The organism is Streptomyces sp. 2323.1 (assembly GCF_900221035.1).
Taxonomy (GTDB): domain Bacteria; phylum Actinomycetota; class Actinomycetes; order Streptomycetales; family Streptomycetaceae; genus Streptomyces; species Streptomyces sioyaensis.
Window position 1 is genome coordinate 1,357,998 of sequence record NZ_LT907981.1, and the last position, 23,934, is coordinate 1,381,931.

Genomic DNA, 23,934 nt, shown 5'->3' on the forward strand with positions numbered 1-23,934 from the left:
ACATGCCGGCGAGGATCGATGTCGAACGGTACGCCGAGGGGGTCCGCGCGGGGTCCAGGGCCTGGATCGCCCGCGCCGTCACCCTGGTCGAGTCCACCCGCCCCGACCACCGGGCGGCGGCCCAGCGGCTGCTGATCGAGCTGCTGCCGTACTCCGGTGCGGCCCGCAGAGTGGGCATCAGCGGAGTGCCGGGCGTCGGCAAGTCGACCTTCATCGACGCCCTCGGCACCCTGCTGACGGGCATGGGTCACCGGGTGGCGGTGCTCGCCGTGGACCCGTCCTCCAGCCGTACCGGCGGCTCCATCCTGGGCGACAAGACCAGGATGGAGCGGCTGGCGACCGACCCGGCGGCGTTCGTCCGGCCCTCCCCCACCTCCGGCACGCTGGGCGGGGTGGCGCGGGCCACCCGCGAGTCCATCGTGGTGATGGAGGCGGCGGGCTACGACGTCGTCCTGGTGGAGACGGTCGGCGTCGGCCAGTCCGAGACGACCGTGGCCAACATGGTCGACACCTTCCTGCTGCTGACCCTGGCGCGCACCGGCGACCAGCTCCAGGGCATCAAGAAGGGCGTGCTGGAGCTGGCGGATCTGGTCTCCGTCAACAAGGCCGACGGGCCGCACGAGCGGGACGCCCGGTCCGCGGCCCGTGAACTGGCCGGTGCGCTACGGCTGTTGCAGCCCGTGGACGCGGCCTGGACACCGCCCGTCCTGACCTGCAGCGCCCGCGAGGGCACCGGTCTGAAGGCGCTCTGGGAGCGGGTCGAGCAGCATCGCACCCTGCTGGATTCCACCGGCGCGCTGGCCGAGCGACGCCGCACCCAGCAGGTCGACTGGACGTGGTCGATGGTCCGGGAGCGGATGATCGACCGGCTCCAGGAGCACCCCGAGGTGCGCCGGCTGGGCCCCGAGGTCGAACGTGCGGTGCGCGACGGCGAGCTCACCGCGACGCTGGCGGCCGAACGGCTGCTGACGGCGTTCGGCCTGGGAGACACTCCCCCGTCGGCCTGAGCGGCAGCTCGCGCCACACCCCCGTAGCGGCGCGAGCTGCCCCTCAGCCGCGGTCCGACACCGTCGCCCAGACGGTCTTCCCGGACCGGTCCGGTGGCGTCCAGCCCCAGGCGTCGCTGAGCCGGTCGACGATCTGCAGACCGCGCCCGGATTCGGCCAGGGTGTCCTGGGGCCTGACGACCGGCGCGCCGGCGCCGGCGTCCGAGACCGCGCACAGCACCGTGGCACCCTGCCGGGTCAGGGCCAGCCAGGCCGGCCCCAGGGGCGCCAGGGCTTCCTGACGCTTCCCCGGGGTCCGGCTGCCATATCGCAGCGCATTGCTGACGAGTTCGGACACGACCAGCGCCGCGTCCTCGGCGACGCCGGCACACAGCTTCCAGCCTTCCAGCGTCACCCGGGTGAACCGGCGGGCCTCCGACACGGTGCGGTCCGAGCTGCTCAAGGCGCACGCGGCGAAGTCGTCCGGGGCGGGCATCCACCAGGGGTCGTCACACGCTTCATCCCGGAGGGCGTCGTGCACGGTCTCTGCCGGATGAGTGGTCATCAACATCTCCGCGAGGGGGATTTCGGGACTGGGCCGGACTGCCTCGGAGAGCTAATATCCTCGTCAGCCGTCCGTCGGTGCAAGTGCATCTGCAATTACATCGGTAAGTACGGCCACCCAGGGGCGCGTTCACGCCAACGTGAGCGCAGGCTCGAAATCGATCGGAGGAGCGTCCTCCAGCAAGGGAGCATCTGTGATGGAGCCGGTGACCAACGGCATACGGGCGACCAGCATCGAGGGGGCCGTCTGGCGCAAGAGCCGCCGCAGCAACCCGAGCGGCAACTGCGTTGAAGTGGCCGTTCTTTCGGACGGCGGCATCGCGGTACGCAACTCCCGCTTCGCCTCGGGCCCGGCGCTGATCTACACCCGCGACGAGATGACGGCCTTCGTCCAGGGCGCCAAGGACGGCGACTTCGACGACCTCATCGGCCACGCGTGACGCATATGTCGGCCGAATACCCGCCCTGGGTGTACGAGGGCTGGGGGCGATGGGACACTGGGCGTTCGCCCGACCACCCAGGGGAGTCAGCATGAGCGAGCGCAGCGAGCGAATCGTGGAGAGGTGCGCGCCACGCGAATGCGGGGCCGAGCGAAGCGAGGTTTGGGCATGAGTGCCGCGCAGCCGAGCGGCGATCCGTCTCTGCGCCGCTACCTCGAACACCCGCGGGGCGGCCCGACCGTCCTGCGCATCGTGCTGGGTACACAGCTTCGCCGGCTGCGCGAAGGGGCCGGCATCACCCGCGAGGCCGCCGGGGACGCCATCCGCGGTTCGCATGCGAAGATCAGCCGCCTGGAGCTGGGGCGGGTGAGCTGCAAGGAGCGGGATGTCGCCGATCTGCTGACGCTCTACAACGTCACCGACGAATCGATCCGCTCGGACTTCCTCAAACTGGCCCGCCGGACGAGCACTCCCGGCTGGTGGCATCAGTACGGCGATGTGCTGCCGGGCTGGTTCGAGACGCATATCGGCCTCGAAGAGGCCGCCTCGGTGATCCGCACCTACGAAGTCCAGTTCGTGCCGGGCCTGTTGCAGACCGCGGACTACGCCCGTGCGGTGACCCAGCTCGGTCATCCGCGGGCCTCGGCCGAGGAGATCGAGCGGCGGGTGCAGCTGCGCGTCCAGCGCCAGGAGCTGCTGACCGTCCCGGACGCACCGCGGGTGTGGGCCGTGATCGACGAGGCCTCGCTGCGCCGTCCGCTCGGCGGGCCCGAGGTGATGGCGGGTCAGCTCAGACATCTGCTGAAGATGGCCGAGCTGCCGAACGTCACGGTGCAGATCGCGCCGTTCAGCCTCGGTGGCCTGGCGGCAGCCGGCGGACCGATCACGATCCTGCGGTTCCTGGAGCCGGACCTGCCGGACATCGTCTATCTGGAGCAGCTGACCAGCGCGCTCTATCTGGACAAGCGCGATGACGTCGACCACTACCTCGCGGTGATGGACCGGCTCAGCGCACAGTCCGAGTCGCCGCGGGAATCCCTGATGATGCTGGAACGGCTGCTCAAGGAGAGCTGACGCGCCGAACCGAGCGGCAGAGGGGCGGGCCTCGACGGGGCCGCGCCCCTCTTCGCTGTGCGGGCCGCGCTACGGCTTGCGTGCGACGCCGCCGAACTCGATCCATTCCTGGGTGAGTTGCTTGGGGCCGAGGTCCGCATCCGGCATCCAGGTGGAGACCTCCACCAGGCCCGGTTCCTGGACCTCCAGCCCCTCCAGGAACCCCGCCAGCTCATGCGCCTGGCGTACCCGGCCCCACTGGCCCTGGGTGCTGACCCGCATGAACTCGGTGACGAAGTCGCGGGTGGCGGCGTCCTCGCTGACCAGCTGGCACACCACCAGGAAGCTGCCCGGCACCAGCCGGTCGGCGACGCGCTTGATGAGACCGGCCGGGTCGTCGGAGTCCGGGATGCAGTGGAGCACGGAGACGAACAGCGCGGCGACGGGCTGGTCGAAGTCGATCAGCCGGGTCACCTCGGGGCTGCCCAGGATGCCGTCGGTGTCCCGCATGTCCGCCTGGATGACCGCGGTGTTGGCGTTCTCCTCCAGCAGCGCGCGGCCGTGCGCCAGCACGATGGGGTCGTTGTCGACGTACACCACGCGGGACTGCGGGTCGATCTGCTGGGCGACCTGATGGACGTTGTCCTGCGTGGGCAGGCCGGATCCGTGGTCGATGAACTGCCGGATGCCGTGCTCGCGGGCCAGCCAGCGGACCACCCGCTGGAGGAAGCGCCGGTTGTTGATCGCCAGCACCTGCGTGCTCGGCACGACCTTGCTCAGCTCTTCGCAGGCCTCGCGGTCGACGGCGTAGTTGTCCTTGCCGCCGAGGTAGTAGTCGTACATCCGGGCCACGCTCGGGATGCTGACGTCGACGACGCTGGACTGCGGTCGCGCTTCTTGGCTCATTCGACACTTTCCCGTCGCTTCGGCAGCATTCAGCCAGGGGGCGGCCACACTCGTTCCGTATACGTACGACCACGCCCCGCAGCCCCCAACATACCCATCGGACAGGGGTTGTTGCAGACAAGTGACCGGGTCCCGTGCACGGAGTTGCGACTACTGCTCCACCGGCAGGCGGCAAACCCAACAGGCGTACGAATCAAGGGGGTTCAATCGGCCACGCGGGATCCGGTGAAGGTGCCCGCGGGGCTCTATCTGGCCTGGAATCATCCCGCCCAGTCAGAGGCCCGCCGGGTCAGCGGCCTGCCGGGGGCGGGGTGCGGGCCGCCGCCTCGCCACTCGTCGGCGGCGGCCCGCTCTCACTTCCCCCGGCGACACCCAGCGCCGGGCTCCGCCCCGTGTGACACGGCCCGGCCGAGGAGCAATCCCGGCTCGTGCCACATGCGGCTCCGCCTCGGCTTCACCCGATCAACAGCCGTTGCGGAACGGGGCGTTACGCAGAATCGCCTACCACCCCCGGCACGCTTTACACCTGCCGACGATCACGACGGCGGGCCTTCCCTGCGCCCCACATACTTACTTTTACGTAAACTTACTCGCCAGTAAGGTTGCGGTAGGCTGACCCGAATGAGCGACATACGCAGGCAACGCGTCCCCCGGCCAGTCCGGGAGCAGCAGATCATCGACGCGGCGATCCGGGTCTTCGCCCGGCGCGGCTATCACGCCGCGTCGGTGGACGAGATCGCCGAACTCGCCGGAATTTCCAAGCCGATGGTCTATCTCTACCTCGACTCCAAGGAAGGGCTGTTCCTCGCCTGTCTGCGGCGCGAGGCCGAACGCCTGCTGACCGCGTTCCGGGCCGCCGCGGGCCCCGCACACTCCCCCGAGCTGCGACTGCAGGCCGGACTGCTCGCGTTCTTCACCTTCGTCACCGAACACCGCGACAGCTGGGTGGTGCTGCACCGCCAGTCCTCGGAGCCGAGCCCGGCGATCACCACGGAGCTGGCCCGGTCGCGGCGGGCGCTGCTGGCGGAGGTCACCGGGCTGGTACGGGCCGACATCGAGGAGAGCGACGGACCCGCCTGTCCCGAGGACGACGCCGAGTTCGTGACGTACACCCTGGTCGGTGCGGCGGACTCGCTCACCGACTGGATGGCGCTGCACCCCGGCGAGCCCCCGGAGCGGATCACCCTGCGGCTGATGAACATGGTGTGGGTGGGGATGCGCAATGTGCTCGACGGGGAGGTGTGGACGACGCCGTCCGGGACGCCGTAGGAGCCTGCGGCCGTGTCGTGCCCGCCTGGTGGGCGTGCTTCTCCGGCCCCGCGGGGTGGACTTCCCCGCCCCGCGGGTAGGAGGGACGGATGACCACAGAGAAGAGCGAGCCGGCGCCGCTCCCGGGGAGCCTGCCCACCACCGAGGAGATGGTCCTGGCCAACCAGGCGAACTGGGACGCGCGCACCCCGGTCCATGTGGCCAGCGAGTTCTACGGGCTGGACGGTTCACGGACCGCCGAGGACTGGTTCGCGCCGTTCGAGTGGACGGATCTGGGGGATCTGACGGGGCGGGAGGTACTGCATCTCCAGTGCCATCTGGGCACCGAGACCGCCGCGTTCGCCGAGCGGGGCGCCGCGCACACGGTGGGCCTGGACTTCTCCGCCGCGGCCGTGGCCCAGGCACGGCGGCTCGCCGCGGAGGCCGGCCGGGCCGTGGAGTTCGTCCGGTCGGATGTGCACCGGGCCGTGGAGGCGCTCGGCGGGCGGCGGTTCGACGTGATCTACACCGGCAAGGGGGCGCTGTGCTATCTGCCGGACCTGACGGCCTGGGCGGAGGTCGTCAGCTCGCTGCTCCGGCCCGGCGGGACGTTCTATCTGGTCGAGTTCCATCCGCTGCTGGACGCCCTGGGGCCGACGCCGAGCCCGGAGCGGCAGCAACTCCGGCTGCTTCACGACTATTTGGGCGGACGCGGACCGCTCAGAAGCGACACCCCCTGCACCTACACCGACGGTCCGCCGGTGCAGGGCGCCACGACCAGCTATGAGTGGCGGCACGGCCTCGGGGAGGTCATCTCCGCGGTGATCGGCGCGGGGATGACCGTCCAGCTGGTCCGGGAGACCGAGCTGCTGCCCTGGAAACGGTTCGATGCCATGGTGCCGTCCGAGAACGGCTGGTGGCGGCTGCCACCGTCGGAGCCGATCATTCCGTTGCTGTATGCGCTGCGGGCGGTGAAGCCCTGAACCCCGGGGGCACGGGCGCAGGCCTCAGCCCGCCTGGCCGTGGAGGCGCCGGTGGGCCAGCGCCCACCAGATCTCCGCCAGGTCGGCCGGGTCGCGCAGGCTGGTTCCGGTGATCTCCTCGAAGCGCCGGAGCCGGTTACGCAGGGTGTTGGGGTGAACGTAGAGGGTCCGCGCGGCGGCGTCCAGACGCAGTCCCTGCCGCAGGTAGGCGGCCGCCGCCTCCTCCAGCTGGGCACCGTCCTCGCCGCGTTCGGCCAGCGGCGCCAGGCGCAGTCGCACCAGCCCCTCCCCCACGGCGGGGAGCGCCACGACCGTGGCCCGCAGCCCCAGTTCCTCACGGGTGAACGCACCGACGAGCCCGAATCCGACGGCGGCCCGCAGCGCTTGGGTGGCCCGGGTGAATTCCGCGGCGAGCCCGGAGGGGGTGACCGGGGCGCCCAGCCCCAGGACCAGGCTGCGGCACAGCCCGGCCGGGCGCCCGGCCAGCAGCCCGGCCACGTCTCCGTCCACGGTCGTGACCAGGGGCCGGCCCGCCGTGTCCAGCGCGAGCCAGGGGCGCAGCGCGGCGACGATCCGGTGGAAGGCACGGTCGCCCGGGCCGGGGTGACCCGGGGTGTGCCCGGCGGGGGCGGCCCCTGGACCGCCGGACGGGGCGGGGTCGGGCAGAACGGCCTCGGACGGGAGGGCCTCGGGCAGGCACGCGCGGAACGGGAGGCGGAGCGCGCTGCGGTCGTACGAGCCGTCCGTGAGCTCCCCGTCGTCGGGCCCGACGACGCCCGTCCCGTCTGCGGACAGGGACTCGTCCCACCGTGCCTGACCGAGCAGCAGGGCGCGGACCAGCGCCGCGCGCCGGCGGTCGGTCCTCGCGTCCTCCTGCATCTCGACGCGGCAGCTGCGGACGATGCGCAGGGTGTTGGCGTCGACCCAGGCGCGCAGGGTCTCGGCGATCGGCAGCAGGTCCTCGGCGGTGCCGCGGCGGGCCGCCATCTCCTCGCCGAACCGCCGCCAGACGACGTCCGTGCCGATCCGGTAGGCCGAGATGATGTCCTCGACGGGCAGCGCGCGGGCCAGCGCCGTGATCTCGTCGAGATGGGTCTCCGGGATGCCGTAGCCGGCGCCTTCGCCGGGCGCAGCTCCCTGCGGGCTCCGCCGTTCCTCGGACCAGCGCTGCACCAGCGACAGGCTGTTGCGCAGGGACGCCATCACCCGGGGCCGGAGCTGGTGCAGTGACACCACGGCGTAGGAGGGGAGTTGGGCCCGGAGCCCGTCGACGACCTCGTCGGTGAGTGCGTCGATGGCGGTGTGCAGCGCGGCGACGGCCTCCGGCACCGTTGTGGATGTCTCCACGCGTCCCCTCCCGACTCGGTGTCTTTCCCCATGGCGAAAGCGATCATTCATCGCCATGCTACGAGGAAGCCGCCCGAACCCCTACAGATGTTCGATGTTGGATGACTTTTCCCCCGTCGTCCGGATCGTTCCGGCGTTCGGCACGCGGCTCCGTAGTGCCTCCTTGCCACCCCCCGCACCCCAAGGAATTCCATGGCTGTTTCCTGGCGCCGGATCGCGGTGCCCGCCGCCGCGGTCGGCGTACTCGTCCCCGCCGCTCTCGGCACCCATGCACTGCTGTCGCACTCCGACGACCCCGGCTCGTCCCCGGCCGCCATACGGGCCGCCGGATCCGCGGGCCCGGACTCCGCGCCGGAGGACACCGCAGGAGCGTCCGGCCCCGAGGGCGGCGCCGTGGCCGCCCAGCCGTCCAACGCGCCCACCGGTTCCGGCCGTTCGGTCGCGGTGCAGCTCTCGTCGTACGACGCGCACGGCAAGCGGGCGGTGCTCAAGCCGTCCGCCGGCAAGACCGTGCGCACCGGCGATGTCATCGCCGCCGCACCGAACCGGCACGCCCCCTCGGGCGCGCTGTTCAAGGTGGGCAAGGTCACCGGCTCCCGGGACGGCGAGGTCCGGGTGACCACCGCCCCCGCGACGCTCTCCGAGCTGCTCGGCAATCAGAAGGTGGACCAGCGCACGGCGTTGCGGGCCGGTGAGCTCACCGTCAAGCCGCTGTCGTCCGGCGTCACCGTGCAGACCCCGGGCACCGGCCAGGGCGGCGGCGCCTCGGCCACGCCGTCCGGCGAGCCGGGTACGCCCGCCGGCGGCAGCCCGGACGCCTCGCCCAGCACCTCCCCGAGCCCCTCGGCGAGCGCCTCGTCGAACGCGCCGGGGATGCGCGCCCAGCTCACCCACCCCGCCGCGGGCGCGGCCGGCGCCGCCTCCCGCGACACGCTGCCGCCCGGCGCGGCGAAGGCGCTCACCACCTTGCGGCTGGGCGTCAACGTGCCGCTGCCCAAGGGCGTGCAGGCCACCGACAGGTCCCCGGCCCGGCTGTCCGGCGAGGTGAAGTTCCGGCCCGAGCTGATCTTCCAGTACGAGAAGCGCGGCGGGCTGAACCTGCTGCCGCAGCGCGCGGCCGTCGGCCTCGGCGGCTCCTACGCCTATGGCTGGCAGGTGCACGGCAAGGTCCGCGGGACCGCCGACACCGGGCAGGTCTCGGTGCCGCTGGCGGCGGTCACCGGCCGGCACGTCTTCTGGGTGGGCCCGGTTCCGGTCGTGGTGAGCACCGAGGTCACCTTCACCTACCGCTTCACCGCGGGCGGCCGCATCGTCCTCGACGCCGACCAGCGCACCTCCGGGGCGTTCGCCGTGGGCGCGAAGTACGACCGGACGAACGGCTGGCAGCCGCTGCACACGGCGGACCAGCAGACGAAGGGCTCCGCTCCCCGGGTCGAGGGCGCGGCCACGGCGACCGCCCGTATCGGGGCGCGCGCCGAGGTGTTCCTCTACGACACGGCCGGCGTCGGCGGCGAGCTGTCCGTCCACCTCACCGGACGGGCCGCGGCGGCGCACGGCGGCGGCGCCCCGGCGTGGTCGCTCAGCGCGGGCTACGACCTGAAGACCGAGCTGATGCTGCAACTGAAGATCTTCGGCATCCAGCTCGTCGATCTGCGGACCACGCCGTTCGCCCTGCACGACGAGCGGAAGCTCTTCGGGCACGGCAAGCTGCCCGCCGCCTGAGCCGGCCGCTGCCGGACGAAAGACCGCGCCCCCGGGGGAACTCCTGCCCCCGGGGGCGCCTTTCGGTGTCCGGGGCCCCGGGGGCGCCGTTTCGGTGGCCATGGGCGCCGGCACTCACCCCTGGCGCCGGTAGACCGAGCACAGCAGCTGGTCCTTCGCCGGCCCGCCGACCCGCCACCGCAGCTGCCATTCGTCCGCCGTGACGGCGGTGAAGCATCCCTCGTAGCGGTCCTCGGCACAGGGGTGGACGGCGGTCCACCGGCCGGTTCTGAGGTCGAGGTCGTGGAAGGGCCGGCCGTCGGCGAAGTCGACGGCGGCGGTGCCGTCCGGGCGGGGCCGCAGCCGCAGCGTGCGGCTCGCCGGGTACACCGTGCCGCCCCAGGTCAGTTGCCCTTCCTCATGGTGCAGCAGGGCGCCGGCCGCGTCGTCGGGCCGGAACTCCGCGGTGCCGCGGAAGTGCCCCTCGGTGCCGGTCCGCAGGTCGTGGACGGTGCGCTCGACGTCCCAGCGGCCGGCCAGATAGGCGGCGGCATCGGGCACCGGGTAGGGGTGCGGACACGAGAGGTCCGGGCCCGGCTCCGCCACCGGGCCCGCCGTTGGCCCGGGGTACGGCCCCGGCTCCGAGACCCGCCCTTGCTCCCGGTCACGCTCGTTGCCCATCCCCCCATTCTCCCGTCCGCCGGCCCGGTCACTCCGTCGGCCCCACCCGGGGCCGCCCTCCTCTCCCCCGGCCGCTCGTACCGTGCGGAGGCGTACCGCCCGTCTTACTCTCGGTGCAGTGATCGTCACCGAGGTCCGCACGGCGGGCCAGCCGGCGGCCTGACGCCACCGGCCGGGGCGCCGCGCCCGCCGCTGCCGCCTCGTACAGCCCGGAGACCGGAGGCAGCACCATGCCGGATCTGTTCATCGGCGGTCAGTGGACCGCAGCGGCCGACGGGCAGCTGCGCGAGATCCGCTGCCCCGCGGACGGCACGCTGGTCGCGACGGTCGACGAGGGCGGGCCGAAGGACGCGGCGGCGGCGGTCTCCGCCGCCCGTACCGCCTTCGACGACGGGTCCTGGCCGCGTACCCCGGCGGCCGAGCGCGCCCGGGTGGTGCTGCGGGTCGCCGAGCTGCTGGAGCGCGACAAGAGCGCACTGGCCCGGGCCGAGTCGCTGGACACCGGCAAGCGGCTGATCGAGAGCGCCTACGACATGGACGACATCGCCAACTGCTTCCGCTACTTCGGCAACCTCGGCGCGGCGGGCGGCACCGACCGGGTGGTGGACGCCGGCGTCCCGGAGGTCGACAGCACGGTCCGGTACGAGCCGGTCGGGGTCTGCGCGCTGATCACCCCGTGGAACTACCCGCTGCTGCAGACCGCCTGGAAGGTCGCCCCCTGCCTGGTCACGGGCAACACCTTCGTCCTGAAGCCCAGTGAGCTGACCCCGCACACCGCCCTCCACCTCATGCGGCTGCTGGCCGAGGCGGGCGTGCCGGACGGCGCCGCCAATCTGGTGCTGGGCACCGGGCAGGCCGTGGGATCGGTGCTGACCGAGGACTCGCGGGTGGACATGGTGTCGTTCACCGGCGGTCTGGTCACCGGCCGGCGCATCATGGCCGCGGCCGCGCCCACCGTGAAGAAGATCGCGCTGGAGCTGGGCGGCAAGAACCCCAACATCGTGTTCGCCGACGCCGATTTCGACACCGCCGTCGACTACGCCCTGATGGGGATCTTCCTGCATTCCGGGCAGGTCTGCTCGGCCGGCGCCCGGCTGCTCGTCCAGGAGGAGCTGCACGATGCGTTCGTCGACGAGCTGGTCTCCCGCGCCCAGCGGATCCGGCTCGGCGGACCGTTCGACGAGTACGCCCGCACCGGCCCGCTGATCTCGGCCGCGCACCGCGCGAAGGTCGAGGCATATGTGGCGGCCGGGCTCGACGAGGGCGCCGTTCTCCTCTGCGGCGGCTCGGCACCCGACGACCCCTCGCTGTCCCACGGCTTCTACTACCTGCCGACCGTGCTGGACGAGTGCACCCCGGACATGTCCGTCGTCCGCGACGAAAGCTTCGGCCCGGTGCTGACCGTCGAGCGCTTCCGGGACGAGGACGAGGCGGTCTCGCTCGCCAACGACACGGTGTACGGGCTGGCCGGCGCGGTGTGGACGCAGGACAGCGAACGGGCGCACCGGGTCGCCGCCCGGCTGCGCGCGGGAACGGTGTGGATCAACGACTTCCATCCGTACGTGCCGCAGGCGGAGTGGGGCGGGATGAAGCAGTCGGGCGTCGGGCGGGAGCTGGGGCCCGCGGGGCTGGCCGAGTACCAGGAGGCCAAGCACGTCTGGCGCAATACCGCACCGCGGCCGCAGAGGTGGTTCGAGTGACCGACCCCGCAGCGTCCCGGCCCGACCCCTCGGCCGGCCACCCGCACGAGGACGAGGCGATCGCCGAGCTCGGCTACAAGCCGGAACTCAAGCGCACTCTGGGCAACTTCCACACCTTCGCGGCCGGCATCAGCTACATCTCGATCCTCACCGGCACCTTCCAGCTGTTCTACTTCGGTATCGCGCACGGCGGCCCGGCGTACTGGTGGTCCTGGCCGATGGTCTTCCTCGGGCAGCTGATGGTGGCGCTGTGCTTCTGCGAGCTGGCCGCCCGCTACCCGGTGGCCGGGTCGATCTACAACTGGGCCAAGAAGCTCGGCGGCCCGCACATCGGCTGGCTCGGTGGCTGGATGATGCTGACCGCCTCCATGGTCTCGCTGTCCGCGGTGGCGCTGGCGTACCAGGTGACGCTGCCGCAGATCTCGTCGTGGTTCCAGTTCATCGGCGACGGCACCGGCAAATCCGCCGCCGAGAACGCCGTCCTCCTCGGCACCGTGCTGATCGCCTTCACCACCCTGGTCAACGCCTTCGGCGTGAAGCTGATGGCCCGGATCAACTCCGCGGGCGTGGCGATCGAGCTGATCGCCGCCATCGTCCTGGTCCTGCTCCTGGCCGCACACATCACCCGCGGCCCCTCGGCGGTGACCGACACCTTCGGTCTGGGCAAGGGCGAGAGCCTGGGCTACTTCGGCGCGTTCCTCACCGCGTCGCTGGCCTCGGCCTACGTGATGTACGGCTTCGACACGGCCTCCTCGCTCGGTGAGGAGTCCAAGGACCCCGGCCGCAACGCCCCCCGCGCGATCCTGCGGGCGCTGGTCGCGTCCTTCCTCATCGGCGGCCTGATCCTGCTGTTCGCCCTGCTGGCCGTGCCCGATCTGCACGCCAAAGAGCTGTCCGTGGACGGTCTGCAGTACGTGGTGCTCTCCACGCTCGGGTCGACCGTGGGGCAGATCGTGCTCTGGTGTGTGGTCATCGCGATCACCGTGTGCGAACTGGCGGTGCACACCGCCGGCATCCGGCTGGCGTTCGCGATGGCCCGGGACAACAACCTCCCGGCCGCCTCGCTGCTCGCCAAGGTCAGCCCGCGCTTCCAGACCCCGGTGCTGCCGGCCGTCATCATCGGGCTGGTGGGGATCGGCATCCTGCTCATCAACGTCAACCAGCCGCAGATCTTCTCGGTGATCACCAGCATCGCGATCATCATGATCTATCTGGCCTACCTGGCGGTCACCCTGCCGATGCTGGTCCAGCGGCTGCGCGGCAACTGGACACCGGTCAAGGGGAGGTTCTCGCTCGGCAAGTTCGGCCTTCCGGTGAACGTCCTCGCCGTGCTCTGGGGCTTCGGGATGTCCGTCAACCTCGCCTGGCCACGCGCCACCGTCTACAACGCGACCGGCCCCCAGCACTGGTATCTGCGCTGGGGCGCCTTCTTGTTCATCGGAGTCGTGGGCCTCGGCGGATTCGCCTACTACTGGTTCGTCCAGCGCAAGAAGACGGGCGTCCTGGCCATGCACGCCGCCGTCACCTCCGACACCGGCCCCCCGGGCGACAGCGGCGCCCCCACCCCCTGATCTGGAGCGGCACGATGGCCCAAGAGACCCCTGTGGACGAGTTCGACTATGTGGTGGTCGGCGGCGGCACGGCCGGTGCCGTCGTCGCCGCCCGGCTCAGCGAGGACCCGGCGGTCAGCGTCTGCCTCCTGGAGGCCGGCCCCTGCGACGTCGGCGACGACAACATCCTGCGGCTGGACCGCTGGATGGGACTGCTGGAGTCCGGCTACGACTGGGACTATCCGGTCGAGCCGCAGGAGAACGGCAACAGCTTCCTGCGGCACGCCCGCGCCAAGGTGCTCGGCGGCTGCTCCTCGCACAACTCCTGCATCGCCTTCTGGGCCCCGGCCGAGGACCTCGACGAGTGGGCCGCGATGGGCTGTACGGGCTGGAGCGCGGCCGACTGCTTCCCGCTCTACCAGCGGCTGGAGAACAACGACGCCCCCGGCGACCACCACGGCCGCAGCGGCCCGGTCACCCTGCGCACCATCGCGCCCAACGATCCGTGCGGGGAGGCCCTCCTGAAGGCCTGCGCGGCGGCCGACATCCCGACGACGCCGTTCAACTCCGGCGAGACCGTCATCCGCGGCGCCAACTGGTTCCAGATCAACTGCCTCCCCGACGGCACCCGTTCGTCGGCCTCGGTGTCCTATCTCCACCCCGTCATGGGCACCCGCAAGAACCTCGACGTACGCACCGGACTCCAGGCCAAGCGCCTGAACTTCGACTCCGCCCGGCACTGCACCGGCGTGGACTATCTCGCCCCCGACCTGATCCACACCCGCACCGTCCGCGCCCGCCGCGAGACCGTCGTCTCCTGCGGCGCCATCGACTCCCCGAAACTGCTCATGCTCTCCGGCATCGGCCCGGCCACCCACCTGCGCGCCACCGGCATCGACCCGCTCGTCGACTCCCCCGGCGTCGGCTCGTCCCTCCAGGACCACCCGGAGGGCGTGATCATGTGGGACGCCAAGCAGCCCATGGTCACCTCGTCCACCCAGTGGTGGGAGATCGGCATCTTCGCCGACACCGAACCCGGCCTCGACCGCCCGGACTTGATGTTCCACTACGGCTCGGTGCCCTTCGACCTGAACACCTTCCGCCGCGGCTATCCGACCTCGGAGAACGCCTTCTGTCTGACCCCGAACGTGACCCGCGCCCGCTCCCTGGGCACCGTACGTCTGCGCACCCGCGACTTCCGCGACAAGCCCAAGGTCGACCCGCGCTACTTCACCGATGAGCACGATGTGCGCGTGATGACGCACGGGATCCGCCTGGCCCGCGAGATCATCTCCCAGTCCCCCATGGCCGAGTGGGCCGGCACCGAACTCGCCCCCGGGCCCTCCGCCCACTCCGACGCCGAGCTCCTGGACTACGTCCGCACCACCCACAACACCGTCTACCACCCGGCCTGCACCGTCCGGATGGGTGCGGCGGACGACCAGGCGACCCCGCTCGATCCCCAGCTGCGCGTGAAGGGCGTCACCGGTCTGCGGGTCGCGGACGGTTCGGTGATGCCGTTCCTGACCACCGTGAACCCGTGCATCACCACGATGATGATCGGGGAGAAGTGTGCGGACATGATGCGCAGCGGCTGATCCGGGCACACGAAAGACCTACGAGGTGGGCTCCCTGCGTCGGCATTGTCCGCATCAGGTGCTAGGGGTCGCCGTCCGGTCTTACGACCTTTCAGCCTCTCAGCCTGACCTTCCGTCCTTCTCCTCGGCGAGAGCCAGAGCTCCCTTCCCCGAGGCATGTCCGGTCAAACTCCCTCGCTCGCCCCGTAGGCCGGATTCCAGGATACTCCCAAACAAAGAGGATGGAAGGGGTAATTTGGACATCGATTGCGTCGCGGTTGCACGATGTCCCAGAAATGCAGAAAACCCCTGGTCAACAGGGGTTTTCGCTGGTGTCCGAGGGGGGACTTGAACCCCCACGCCCGATAAAGGGCACTAGCACCTCAAGCTAGCGCGTCTGCCATTCCGCCACCCGGACTAGGTGTGATCTTCACGGGGCGTTCCCCGCGGCGACATGGACAACAATACCAAGGTTTCGGAGTGCCTTTCACCTGCATATCCGCCCGCCACATAACCTCGATTTATGGGCAATGAGGGACATATCTCGCATACCGATGGTCCACGCAGGCCAAAAGCGTTTTCCCCGCTGCGGGAGCATCTGCGGGACACGTTCTGGTTCGCGCCCATGGCGGGACTGGTGGGCGCGTTCCTGCTGTGGTGGGCCGCAAGCTCGCTCGATCTTGAAATCATCGCGAGCCTCCAGCAGGAGCATGCCTACACAGAGGTCCGGGAGCTGGTCTCGCTCACCGAGGACACCAAGGTCATCGTGACGACGATCAGCTCGGCGATGCTGACCTTCATCGGTGTGGTCTTCAGCATTTCGCTGGTTGCGCTGCAGATGGCGAGCGGCCAGCGCACACCGCGGGTGGTGCGGATCTTCATCCGCAGCCGGATCAGCAAGCTCACGTTCACGGTCTTCCTCGCGACCTTTCTGTTCTCGCTGCTGGTGCTCACCTCCTACGAGAGCGAGCCCAACCCACGGCAGGTGACCTCGGTGCCTGTGGTGCAGAGCGTGCTGACGCTGATGCTGGTGGGGCTCAGCCTGGTGTTGTTCGTCGCCTATGTGTCCGCCACACTGCGGCTGATGCAGGTGGGCCCGGTGGTCGACCGGATCACCCAGGAGACGCTGCGGATGCTGGCGCGTCAGGGGACGGGGGCGGAAGGCGCGGGGTCCGGGGGGCCGTCGGCGCCCGAGACGGGGCGGGTGGCGCATGAGGGGCGGGCCGGTGTGGTGCTGGATGTGCATGTGGCACGCCTCGTACGGGTGGCGCGGCGGCACGGGGTCGTCCTGCGGCTGATCCCGCGGATCGGGGACTTCGTCCTGCCGGGGACACCGGTGCTCGCGGTGCACGGCGGGACGGTGCCGCCACGGCGGGCGCTGCGGTACACGGTGTCGGTGGGGACGGAGCGCACCTTTCACCAGGACCTCGGGCTCGGACTTCGGCAGCTGTCGGACATCGCGCTGCGGGCGCTGTCGCCGGCGGTGAACGATCCGACCACGGCCGTGCAGTGCCTGGACCGGATCGTGCAGATTCTGGCGGCGGTGGCCCGGCGGCCGCTCGGGACGGTGCACCACCGGGACCGCCGGGGTGCGGTGCGGCTGACGCAGTCCATTCCGGACTGGACGGCTCTGGTGGATCTGGGGCTGACCGAGATCCGGGCGGCCGCGGTGCACAGTCCGCAGCTCACCCGGCGGATCCTGGCCGGGATCGAGGATCTGCTGCTGCTCGCACCACAGAGACGCCAGGAGCCGCTGCTGCGGCACCGCACGCTGCTCTTGCAAGCCATTGCGCGTGCGGTGCCGGCGGCGGCGGACCGGCGGTTCGCCTCGTCTCCGGACCGGCAGGGGATCGGCTAGGGGCTGTCGTTTGGATCAGGCCGGATCAGGGAGCGGGGGCTGGTGCCGTGCATCGCAAGGCGGAGGAGGGAGTCAGGGCGGAGCCCTGGCGACCGACGACAACGCGGCGAGGAGCGGTGCCAGACCCCGCTCCCTGATCCGGCCTGATCCAAACGACAGCCCCTAGGGGCGGGTGCCCACCCGGTCTGCCACCCGCCGGTCCGGGCGGGCCGGGCCTGATCGGGTCCGGGTCCGGGCTACGGCATCAGGTGATAGTCCGGGAAGTTGCCCGGCAGGCGTTCGGCGGCCGGGCCCTCGGTCACCGCCCGTACCAGGAGTTCGCCGCCGACGAACGCGCCGCTCCAGGAGTTGCCGAAGCCGCCGAAGAGCTCGTCGCGGTCGCCGCGGGAGCGGGGCTTGCCATGGCCGACCTTGAAGGCGCGGATCTGCGGGGCGAGGCGGTCGTAGGTGTCCTTGTCGTCGCAGGACAGGCTGGCGACCAGGGCACCGTTGCTGGCGTTCATGGCGGCGAGCAGCTCGGCCTCGGTGTCGACGAGCACGATGGTGTCGACGGGGCCGAACGGCTCGGCGTGGTGGAGCGGGGAGGAGGAGGGCGGGCCCAGCAGCGTGGTGGGCGGGAAGTAGGCCGAGGTGTCCTGGGAGGACAGGAAATGGCCGTCGGCGAGGCTGCCCCGGTGCAGGGGGACGGCGCCCCGGGTGATCGCCTCGGAGGTGAGGTCGGCGAGCTCCTTGGCCTTGCCGGCGTTGATCAGCGGGCCGAAGTCGAGTTCGGGGAGCGGGTCCGCGGGATCGGCGACGGCCAGCGGGTGTCCGAAGCGGACGCTGCGCACGGCCGGGAGATAGGCCGTGAGGAAGTCGGCGAAGGCCTCGCGCTGGACGACGAAGCGGGGGTAGGCGGTGCAGCGCTGCTTGGCGTAGTCGAAGGTCTTGCGCAGCAGCGGCGTCAGGGCCGGCCAGTCGGTGAAGTTCCAGATCCCCCAGGTGTTGAGGCCCTCCTGTTCGAGGATGTGGCGCTTTCCGAGGTCGGCGACGGCGGTGGCGACCCGGCCGCCGGTGTCCCGGCCGCCGACGAACGAGACACAGCCGATCTCCGGTGAGCGGACCAGCGCGGGCGAGAGCTCCTTGCCGCTGCCGCTGACGAGGGTGGCCGGCACCCCCTCGCGGGCGGCCAGGGCGCAGGCCAGGGTGAGAGTGACCAGGCCGCCGTCGGTGGGGGTCTTGGCCATCACCGCATTGCCGGCCAGCGCCTGCACCAGCATCGCGTGGATCAGCACCGACATCGGATAGTTCCAGCTGGCGATGTTGCTGACCGGGCCGGGCAGCGGGGCGCGGTCGGCGAGCATCCGCTCGATCTCATCGACGTACCAGCGGACGCCGTCGATGGCGCGGTCGACGTCGGCCTGCGCGAGTTTCCAGGGCTTGCCGATCTCCCAGACCAGCAGCAGGGCGAGCAGTTCCCGGTGCTCGGTGAGGGCGTCGAGGGTGGCGGAGATCCTGGCCTTGCGCTCGGTCAACGGGACCTGACGCCAGGCCCGGTGCTGGTCGAGGGAGGCCCGTACGGCATGCAGCGCGGCGTCCGCGTCCAGGCGGGGCGGGCCGGCGATCGGGGTGCCGTCGACGGGGCTGGTGGCGGGCAGCGGAGCGCCGTCCGGGTGCCAGGCGCCGGCCCACAGATTGAGGGCCCGGTCGTCGCGGAACGCTTCGGGGGCCGCGGCCAGACTGCGCTGCCAGGCGTCCTGCCAGGACGTACCGGGTTTGAGGGCGAGCGTCGGAGCGGGCGTGGTGCGCGCGTTCCGCTGCGGGTTCGAGGTGGATTCGGGGGTGGGTGCCATCGGTTGTCTCCGCTCTCGGTGCACGGCCGGAGGGGCAGGGTGGTGGCGCTCGGGCGGTCCCCGGGGAACCGCGTTACTGGACGGTAGTGGGCAAGGGGGCACTGCGGGACGGTCCGGCGTCAGGTATGGCGAGTGTCACTCGGCGCGGGCGACGGGGCCACCTGGGTGAGGCGACCGGTGGGCGGGGCGGCCGGGTGGCCGGTTTCGGGCGGGTCCGCCCGAGAGAAGGTGCACTGGGCCCCGGGACGTCCAAGTGCCCCTCCACTGTGGGCACTTGGGCGGCGCATCGGGACGGCGGGGTCCGCCGCACACGGGAACACGACGAGGGTGGGCGGGCCCGCACGGCCCGCCCACCCTCGTACGTCGTGTGCCGGGACTCAGCCCGCGGCCGGTTCGGCCGGTTCCGCCGCCCCCTCCTGGGTACGGTCGGCGATCGCCCGGTGATGGCGGACCACCTCGCCGATGATGAAGTTGAGGAACTTCTCGGCGAAGGCCGGGTCCAGCTTGGCGTCCTCGGCCAGTCGGCGCAGCCGTTCGATCTGCGCGGCCTCGCGGGCCGGGTCGGCGGGCGGCAGGTGGTGCCGGGCCTTCAGTTCGCCGACCTGCTGGGTGCACTTGAAGCGCTCGGCGAGCAGATGCACCAGGGCGGCGTCGAGGTTGTCGATGCTGCCGCGCAGGTAGCGCAGCCGCTCACGGGCCGCCTCGTCCGCGACGGAGGTCGCGTCGCCGGCCGCCGGTGCTGTCCCTTCGCTCATGTGCGTCTCGCCATTCGTGATCGGTCGGGTGCCCGGTGCCCTGGGGTGCCTCGGGTACGTCAGGGGTGGCCGGGTATGTCATGGGTGATCGACACGCACATTACCCGGACGGTGGCCGTCGACCGGCGCTGATCTCACGGAGCGGACCGGCGGGAATCCGCACCGGACGACGCGGGCGCGAAGCGGTCCTGAACTGGGGCGCGGCGGTCGGCCGGGCGGTGGATGCGGCGGGAGCGGAGCGTGCGCCGGGCTTCGGTGGTGTCGTGCGGTCCGGCTCAGCCGACCGGCGTCCGTCGGAAGACTCGTCGTACGCCCGGTGGCGGGACCCCCCACAGATCCCGCCACCGGGCCGCTTGACGCGGGGCCGCAGTGTGCGCCGGCCCCGGCTCAGGCATATACCCAGGCCGACGCCCGGCCATCCCTCCTGCTCCACATGTACGGAATTCTCTTCCCGTTCCCTGATTACCGGGCGTGGAAGGGGAACTCCTGCGACAATGCGCCCGATCGGACCGGGCGGCCGACCGACCCTCGGCTGCGGGACAGCGCAGGGGGCACCGTATGGGCACGGACCGCATGACGATCGAAGGGGCCGATGTCGCCGTCGTGGGCGGCAGTATCGCCGGATGCGCCGCAGCACTGGCCGCGCATCGCGCCGGCGCGGGCCGGATCACCCTCCATGAACGCACCGCGGGTCTGCTCGCGGACCGTGGTGTCGGCCTCGTGGTGCACGACGCCCGGTACGCCGAGCTCGCGGCCGCCGGCTATCTGGACACCGCGATGCCGTGGGCACAGCTGACCACCCGCCGCTGGTATGTCCGGGACGGCGCCGCTCCGCTCGGCCGCCAGATCGCCGTCCAGCCCTTCCCGTTCCGCTCGTACTGCTGGGGGCCGCTCTGGCGGGAGTTACGGCAACGGCTGCCGCAGGACACGGTGTTCCGGCCGGGGACCCGGGTGGTGGCAGTCGACGGTGACGCGGACGGTGCGGTGCTGCATTTCGACGGCGACGTAGCGGGAGACGGCGAGATGGCCGCCGGGCCGCGGGACCGCGCCCGCACCGGGGGCCGTACGGAGCGCTTCGATCTGGTCATCGGCGCGGACGGCTACCGCTCCGTGGTGCGCGACGCCGCGTTCCCCGGCGTACGGCCCGACTACGCCGGCTATCTGGCCTGGCGGGGCACCGTCCCGGCCGACCGGCTGGCGGCGCTGGACCTGCCCGGCCTGCCGTCCGAGCCGTGGGCGCAGGAGGACTGCGTCTACGGCGTCTTCCCCGGCGGCCACGTCATCATCTACCGCATCCCCGACGGCCACGGGGGCCGGCGCGCCAACTGGGTGCTGTACACCGCACCGCCCGGCGGCCCCGCGCTGGGACCCAACGCCCCCGCGAGCCTGCCGCCCGGCGCCCTCACCGATGCGCTGTACGCCCATCTCCGCTACGTCACGGGCGAGTTGCTGCCGCCGTACTGGGGCGGGCTGCTGGAGCTGACGACTCGTCAAGAGCGGTTCCTCCAGCCCATGTACGACTTCACGGCGCCGCGCTACACCGCCGGCCGGCTGGTGCTCGCGGGCGACGCGGCCACCGTCGCCCGTCCGCACACCGGCGGCGGCGCGGTCAAGGCGCTCCAGGACGCCGTCGCGCTGGAGGCCGCACTGCGGGCCCTGCCGGAGCGGCCGGATGCGCTGGAGGCGTACGGCACCGAGCGCGGCAGGACCGGCCGGAGCATGGTCGAGCTGGGACGGCGGCTGGGGCGGACCTTCGTCCAGGACACCCCGGACTGGCGGACGCTGGACCAGGCCGGACTGGAGGCGGCCTGGGCCGCGGCCGACGGCTCGGGCGCCTTCGGCGGCCGCGGGCTGAAGGAGGCGGGGCCCGCCGGGAAGGAAGCGGGGCCCGCCGGGCCGGGGCGCTGAGGCCCGTGCAGGAGCCCGCCCCGCCCAGGTAGGGGCCCGCCCGGCCCGTGCAGGAGAATGGGAAGGTCGAGGGCGCCGTGGCGCACCACGCCCCCGGTGGCCCCCGACAGCCTCTGCCGCCAGGGCCGCTTCGGCTGTCCGCAGCTACACCACCGGGTCCAGGGCCGGTGAGGACGGGACTGATCAGACATGGGACGGGTCACCGAGCGACGCCGCGTCATCCGCATCCGCGACGGTGTCGTGAGCACCCGCCCGGACACCCTCGTCGCCGAGGAGCCGCTGGAGATCCGGCTCGGCGGCAAGCCGCTGGCGATCACGATGCGCACTCCGGGGGACGACTTCGCGCTCGCCGCCGGCTTCCTCGTCAGCGAAGGCGTCCTGGCGCGCGCCGACGAGCTGACGCACATCGTCTACTGCGCGGGGGCGACCGGTGGCGAGACCGGGAACGGGGACGGCACGAACACCTACAACGTCGTGGATGTGCGGCTCGCGGACGGGGTCCCGGTCCCGGACATCACCCTGGAGCGCAACGTCTATACGACGTCGTCGTGCGGGCTGTGCGGAAAGGCCAGCCTGGACGCGGTGCGCACCCGCACCCGCTGGCCCCTGGACACCGGCCCCGACACCCCCGTTCGTATCGAGCCGGCGACGCTCGCCGCGCTGCCCGACCGGCTGCGGGCCGCCCAGCGCGTGTTCGAGCGGACCGGGGGCCTGCATGCCGCGGCGCTGTTCACGGCGGACGGCGAACTGCTCGACATCCGGGAGGACGTCGGGCGGCACAACGCCGTCGACAAGATCATCGGGCGGGCGCTCCAGGAGGGGCGGCTGCCGCTGTCCTCCGGCGTGCTGATGGTCTCCGGGCGGGCGTCGTTCGAGCTGGCGCAGAAGGCCGTGATGGCGGGCATTCCCGTGCTCGCCGCGGTCTCGGCGCCGTCCTCGCTCGCCGTCGACCTGGCCACCGAGACCGGACTGACCCTGATCGGGTTTCTGCGCGGCTCCTCGATGAACGTGTATGCGGGCGCGCACCGGCTGGCGGTGGACGGAGCGGCCGGCTGAAGCGGCGGCCCGGCGCCGGGCCGCCGGCTACTCCTCGGGCAGCGCGATCCGCGTGAGCAGGGAAATCAGCTGCTCGCGTTCGGCCGGGGTCAGGGCCGCGGTCAGCTCCGCGTTGGCCCGGTCACCGAGCCGCTGGGTGCGGCGCAGCCGCCGCCGGCCGTCGGCGGAGATCTCGACGGCGTTCTTGCGCCGGTCCCCCGGGTCGGGCGTGCGGGTCACCAGCCCGTCCCGCTGAAGGTCGTTGACGAGCGCGACCATGTCCTTGGGGTCGATGCCCAGCGTCCGGCCGAGCTCCGCCTGGGAGACCGGGCCGAGTTCGGCGACGGCCGACAGCACGGCGTGATGCATCATCCGCATGCCTTCGGTGGCCAGGGCATCGGCGACGAGGCGATGGCCCCGGGCGGCGGCGCGGCCCAGCAGCCAGCTGGGGAGCCCGCGGATACGGCTGGGGGCGTAGGGGGTGTCGGCCATGGGCCCACCGTACCCGTAAACCGTTGGGGATGCCCCATGAAAAAACATAGGCGCCTCCAACGACTTTGTGGTTATCGTTGGGGAGCCCAATGACGTCCGATGGCATCCGGGAGGCGTGCGCGCCGACCGGAGACATCCTCCTGGAGGTGTGCCCCATGCGCCGAGTCCGATTCCATGCCTACGGCGGTCCCGAGGTCCTGCGCGTCGAGGACGCCGAGGCGCCGGTGCCCGGCCCCGGCGAACTCCTCGTCCGCACCGAGGCGATCGGCGTCACGCTGCCGTGCGTACGGCGGGTGCGCGGCGACGGCAACGGCGGCGGCGATCCACTGCCCGCCATGCCCGGGGGCGAGATCGCCGGTGTGGTCGTCGGGCACGGCGCGGACGTCACCGGCTTCGCCGTCGGGGACCGCGTCACCTCGCTCACCCTCACCGGCTCGTACGCCGAACTCGTCCTCGCCCCCGCCTTTCTGGCGAGCCGGATACCCGACGGCGCGACTTCCGTGGAGGCGGTGGCCCTGGTGCGCAGCGGGCATGTCGCGCTCGCCGCGCTCAGCACCGGCGCGCCGCGGGGCGCCGAGTCCGTCCTCATCACCGGTGCGGCCAGTGGCACCGGACATCTCGCCGTCCAACTCGCGAAGCTCCAGGGCGCAGCGCGCGTGGTGGCCGCCGTCAGCTCGGCGGCCAAGGCGGAATTCCTCCACGGGCTGGGGGCGGATGAGGTGGTGACGTACGACCAGGAGTCCTGGGGCGAGCCGGTCGACGTCGTGCTGGACGGGGTCGGCGGCGAGCTGCTGCCGCGGGCACTGGCCGCGTCGGCTCCCGGCGGGCGGCTGATCTTCTTCAACTCCGGTGGCGGTACGGTCCCGGCGTACGAGCTGCTGGCCGGCGACCGGACCATCACCGGGCTGACCATGCGCCGCTTCGCCGCCGTCCACCGCACGCGCTACGCGCAGCACCATGCGCAGCTGTGGGAGCTGGCCGGATCCGGCCGGCTGCGGGCCGCCGTCCATGCCGAACTGCCGCTGGCCGAGGCGGCGAAGGCGCACGAGATCATCGAGGCGAGGACCAATCTCGGCAAGGTGATCCTGCGGCCGTGAGGGGCGCTGGGCGCCGCGGTGCCGGGTGCCCGGCGCGTTCGACACTCCCCTCCCCGGTGCCCCGTCCGGCGCACCCGGCGCAGTACTTGCGGGCCGGGCGGGTGAATTCCGGCTGCGGCGCGGAGAACCGACGCACGCTCCTTGTCGCGGTCCGCACGCGGCAGTAGCTTCCGTCGCGATGCACATAGGACGTGGGATGTCCTGATGACCCGACGCCGATG

Annotated in this window: 20 protein-coding genes and 1 tRNA gene; 13 read left to right on the top strand and 8 right to left on the bottom strand. The window is 71.9% G+C overall.

The window, feature by feature from the left end:
- Positions 1-2: 2 nt before the first annotated feature.
- Positions 3-1,007, top strand: a complete 1,005-nt coding sequence (meaB, locus tag CPH93_RS05230; RefSeq protein WP_093486660.1) for a methylmalonyl Co-A mutase-associated GTPase MeaB — start codon at positions 3-5, stop codon at positions 1,005-1,007.
- Between the two features lie 43 nt (positions 1,008-1,050).
- Here the strand turns inward: meaB and CPH93_RS05235 are convergent, their stop codons facing one another.
- Positions 1,051-1,551: an ATP-binding protein gene (locus tag CPH93_RS05235; RefSeq protein ID WP_096212105.1), complete on the bottom strand. Its 501-nt coding sequence runs from the start codon at positions 1,549-1,551 to the stop codon at positions 1,051-1,053.
- A 196-nt stretch (positions 1,552-1,747) separates the two neighbouring features.
- Between CPH93_RS05235 and CPH93_RS05240 the strand changes: the two genes are divergently transcribed.
- Positions 1,748-1,990 (top strand): DUF397 domain-containing protein, encoded by a 243-nt coding sequence (locus CPH93_RS05240; RefSeq protein ID WP_096212106.1) that lies wholly within the window; start codon positions 1,748-1,750, stop codon positions 1,988-1,990.
- A gap of 168 nt (positions 1,991-2,158) precedes the next feature.
- A complete protein-coding gene (locus CPH93_RS05245) occupies positions 2,159-3,064 on the top strand; it encodes a helix-turn-helix domain-containing protein (protein ID WP_093486654.1) in 906 nt (301 codons plus the stop codon).
- 69 nt (positions 3,065-3,133) lie between these two features.
- On the opposite strand, the gene CPH93_RS05250 is transcribed toward CPH93_RS05245, so the two are convergent.
- A complete protein-coding gene (locus CPH93_RS05250) occupies positions 3,134-3,949 on the bottom strand; it encodes an SAM-dependent methyltransferase (RefSeq protein ID WP_096212107.1) in 816 nt (271 codons plus the stop codon).
- A 621-nt stretch (positions 3,950-4,570) separates the two neighbouring features.
- Here CPH93_RS05250 and CPH93_RS05255 point away from each other — a divergent pair.
- On the top strand, positions 4,571-5,218 hold the full coding sequence (locus CPH93_RS05255; RefSeq protein WP_096212108.1) for a TetR/AcrR family transcriptional regulator: 648 nt from the start codon (positions 4,571-4,573) through the stop codon (positions 5,216-5,218).
- Between the two features lie 89 nt (positions 5,219-5,307).
- Complete coding sequence (locus CPH93_RS05260; RefSeq protein WP_096212109.1) at positions 5,308-6,180, top strand: class I SAM-dependent methyltransferase; 873 nt, start codon at positions 5,308-5,310, stop codon at positions 6,178-6,180.
- Between the two features lie 24 nt (positions 6,181-6,204).
- Here the strand turns inward: CPH93_RS05260 and CPH93_RS05265 are convergent, their stop codons facing one another.
- Positions 6,205-7,527, bottom strand: coding sequence for a PucR family transcriptional regulator (locus CPH93_RS05265; protein WP_231977187.1), 1,323 nt, complete (start codon positions 7,525-7,527; stop codon positions 6,205-6,207).
- A gap of 192 nt (positions 7,528-7,719) precedes the next feature.
- Here CPH93_RS05265 and CPH93_RS05270 point away from each other — a divergent pair, with 192 nt between their 5' ends.
- On the top strand, positions 7,720-9,249 hold the full coding sequence (locus tag CPH93_RS05270) for a hypothetical protein (RefSeq protein WP_096212111.1): 1,530 nt from the start codon (positions 7,720-7,722) through the stop codon (positions 9,247-9,249).
- A 114-nt stretch (positions 9,250-9,363) separates the two neighbouring features.
- Here CPH93_RS05270 and CPH93_RS05275 read toward each other — a convergent pair whose 3' ends face one another.
- Entirely contained in the window at positions 9,364-9,909 is a 546-nt protein-coding gene (locus tag CPH93_RS05275) for a DUF6314 family protein (protein ID WP_331716980.1), read from the bottom strand.
- 230 nt (positions 9,910-10,139) lie between these two features.
- On the opposite strand from CPH93_RS05275, the gene CPH93_RS05280 reads away from it, so the two are divergent.
- Genes CPH93_RS05280 through CPH93_RS05290 form a run of 3 tightly spaced genes read left to right on the top strand, consistent with a single transcriptional unit; the run spans position 10,140 to position 14,757 of the window.
- Positions 10,140-11,609 carry an aldehyde dehydrogenase family protein gene (locus CPH93_RS05280; RefSeq protein WP_096212112.1) on the top strand — a complete coding sequence of 490 codons (1,470 nt, stop codon included), beginning with the start codon at positions 10,140-10,142 and terminating at the stop codon, positions 11,607-11,609.
- Complete coding sequence (locus CPH93_RS05285; protein ID WP_096212113.1) at positions 11,606-13,180, top strand: APC family permease; 1,575 nt, start codon at positions 11,606-11,608, stop codon at positions 13,178-13,180. The genes CPH93_RS05280 and CPH93_RS05285 overlap by 4 nt, the downstream gene beginning before the upstream one ends.
- Positions 13,181-13,194: 14 nt before the next feature.
- The gene (locus tag CPH93_RS05290) at positions 13,195-14,757 is read left to right on the top strand and encodes a GMC family oxidoreductase (RefSeq protein WP_093486636.1); all 1,563 of its coding nucleotides are present in this window, start codon (positions 13,195-13,197) and stop codon (positions 14,755-14,757) included.
- Positions 14,758-15,066: 309 nt separating this feature from the next.
- Here CPH93_RS05290 and CPH93_RS05295 read toward each other — a convergent pair.
- Positions 15,067-15,154 (bottom strand) — tRNA-Leu (locus tag CPH93_RS05295).
- A gap of 105 nt (positions 15,155-15,259) precedes the next feature.
- Between CPH93_RS05295 and CPH93_RS05300 the strand changes: the two genes are divergently transcribed.
- Positions 15,260-16,594 carry a DUF2254 domain-containing protein gene (locus CPH93_RS05300; protein ID WP_096212114.1) on the top strand — a complete coding sequence of 445 codons (1,335 nt, stop codon included), beginning with the start codon at positions 15,260-15,262 and terminating at the stop codon, positions 16,592-16,594.
- Positions 16,595-16,830: 236 nt separating this feature from the next.
- Here CPH93_RS05300 and CPH93_RS05305 read toward each other — a convergent pair whose 3' ends face one another.
- Together CPH93_RS05305 and CPH93_RS05310 are read right to left on the bottom strand one after the other, a co-directional pair.
- Entirely contained in the window at positions 16,831-18,426 is a 1,596-nt protein-coding gene (locus CPH93_RS05305; protein ID WP_093486573.1) for an aldehyde dehydrogenase family protein, read from the bottom strand.
- Positions 18,427-18,803: 377 nt separating this feature from the next.
- Positions 18,804-19,181: a chorismate mutase gene (locus tag CPH93_RS05310; RefSeq protein WP_040899731.1), complete on the bottom strand. Its 378-nt coding sequence runs from the start codon at positions 19,179-19,181 to the stop codon at positions 18,804-18,806.
- A gap of 558 nt (positions 19,182-19,739) precedes the next feature.
- On the opposite strand from CPH93_RS05310, the gene CPH93_RS05315 reads away from it, so the two are divergent.
- Complete coding sequence (locus tag CPH93_RS05315; protein ID WP_096212115.1) at positions 19,740-21,089, top strand: FAD-dependent monooxygenase; 1,350 nt, start codon at positions 19,740-19,742, stop codon at positions 21,087-21,089.
- Between the two features lie 189 nt (positions 21,090-21,278).
- A complete protein-coding gene (fdhD, locus tag CPH93_RS05320; protein WP_096212116.1) occupies positions 21,279-22,145 on the top strand; it encodes a formate dehydrogenase accessory sulfurtransferase FdhD in 867 nt (288 codons plus the stop codon).
- Between the two features lie 27 nt (positions 22,146-22,172).
- Here fdhD and CPH93_RS05325 read toward each other — a convergent pair whose 3' ends face one another.
- Complete coding sequence (locus tag CPH93_RS05325) at positions 22,173-22,616, bottom strand: MarR family winged helix-turn-helix transcriptional regulator (protein ID WP_096212117.1); 444 nt, start codon at positions 22,614-22,616, stop codon at positions 22,173-22,175.
- A 155-nt stretch (positions 22,617-22,771) separates the two neighbouring features.
- On the opposite strand from CPH93_RS05325, the gene CPH93_RS05330 reads away from it, so the two are divergent.
- The gene (locus CPH93_RS05330; RefSeq protein ID WP_096215317.1) at positions 22,772-23,713 is read left to right on the top strand and encodes a quinone oxidoreductase family protein; all 942 of its coding nucleotides are present in this window, start codon (positions 22,772-22,774) and stop codon (positions 23,711-23,713) included.
- Positions 23,714-23,934: the final 221 nt, after the last annotated feature.

Bases quoted from the DNA above. Each gene is read 5' to 3' on its own strand.
- CPH93_RS05310 (WP_040899731.1), bottom strand. From the start codon at position 19,181: ATGAGCGAAGGGACAGCACCGGCGGCCGGCGACGCGACCTCCGTCGCG.
- CPH93_RS05280 (WP_096212112.1), top strand. From the start codon at position 10,140: ATGCCGGATCTGTTCATCGGCGGTCAGTGGACCGCAGCGGCCGACGGG.
- CPH93_RS05260 (WP_096212109.1), top strand. From the start codon at position 5,308: ATGACCACAGAGAAGAGCGAGCCGGCGCCGCTCCCGGGGAGCCTGCCC.
- CPH93_RS05300 (WP_096212114.1), top strand. From the start codon at position 15,260: ATGGGCAATGAGGGACATATCTCGCATACCGATGGTCCACGCAGGCCA.
- CPH93_RS05315 (WP_096212115.1), top strand. From the start codon at position 19,740: ATGGGCACGGACCGCATGACGATCGAAGGGGCCGATGTCGCCGTCGTG.
- CPH93_RS05330 (WP_096215317.1), top strand. From the start codon at position 22,772: ATGCGCCGAGTCCGATTCCATGCCTACGGCGGTCCCGAGGTCCTGCGC.
- CPH93_RS05235 (WP_096212105.1), bottom strand. From the start codon at position 1,551: ATGACCACTCATCCGGCAGAGACCGTGCACGACGCCCTCCGGGATGAA.
- meaB (WP_093486660.1), top strand. From the start codon at position 3: ATGCCGGCGAGGATCGATGTCGAACGGTACGCCGAGGGGGTCCGCGCG.
- CPH93_RS05240 (WP_096212106.1), top strand. From the start codon at position 1,748: ATGGAGCCGGTGACCAACGGCATACGGGCGACCAGCATCGAGGGGGCC.
- fdhD (WP_096212116.1), top strand. From the start codon at position 21,279: ATGGGACGGGTCACCGAGCGACGCCGCGTCATCCGCATCCGCGACGGT.
- CPH93_RS05270 (WP_096212111.1), top strand. From the start codon at position 7,720: ATGGCTGTTTCCTGGCGCCGGATCGCGGTGCCCGCCGCCGCGGTCGGC.
- CPH93_RS05250 (WP_096212107.1), bottom strand. From the start codon at position 3,949: ATGAGCCAAGAAGCGCGACCGCAGTCCAGCGTCGTCGACGTCAGCATC.
- CPH93_RS05245 (WP_093486654.1), top strand. From the start codon at position 2,159: ATGAGTGCCGCGCAGCCGAGCGGCGATCCGTCTCTGCGCCGCTACCTC.
- CPH93_RS05325 (WP_096212117.1), bottom strand. From the start codon at position 22,616: ATGGCCGACACCCCCTACGCCCCCAGCCGTATCCGCGGGCTCCCCAGC.
- CPH93_RS05275 (WP_331716980.1), bottom strand. From the start codon at position 9,909: ATGGGCAACGAGCGTGACCGGGAGCAAGGGCGGGTCTCGGAGCCGGGG.
- CPH93_RS05290 (WP_093486636.1), top strand. From the start codon at position 13,195: ATGGCCCAAGAGACCCCTGTGGACGAGTTCGACTATGTGGTGGTCGGC.
- CPH93_RS05305 (WP_093486573.1), bottom strand. From the start codon at position 18,426: ATGGCACCCACCCCCGAATCCACCTCGAACCCGCAGCGGAACGCGCGC.
- CPH93_RS05255 (WP_096212108.1), top strand. From the start codon at position 4,571: ATGAGCGACATACGCAGGCAACGCGTCCCCCGGCCAGTCCGGGAGCAG.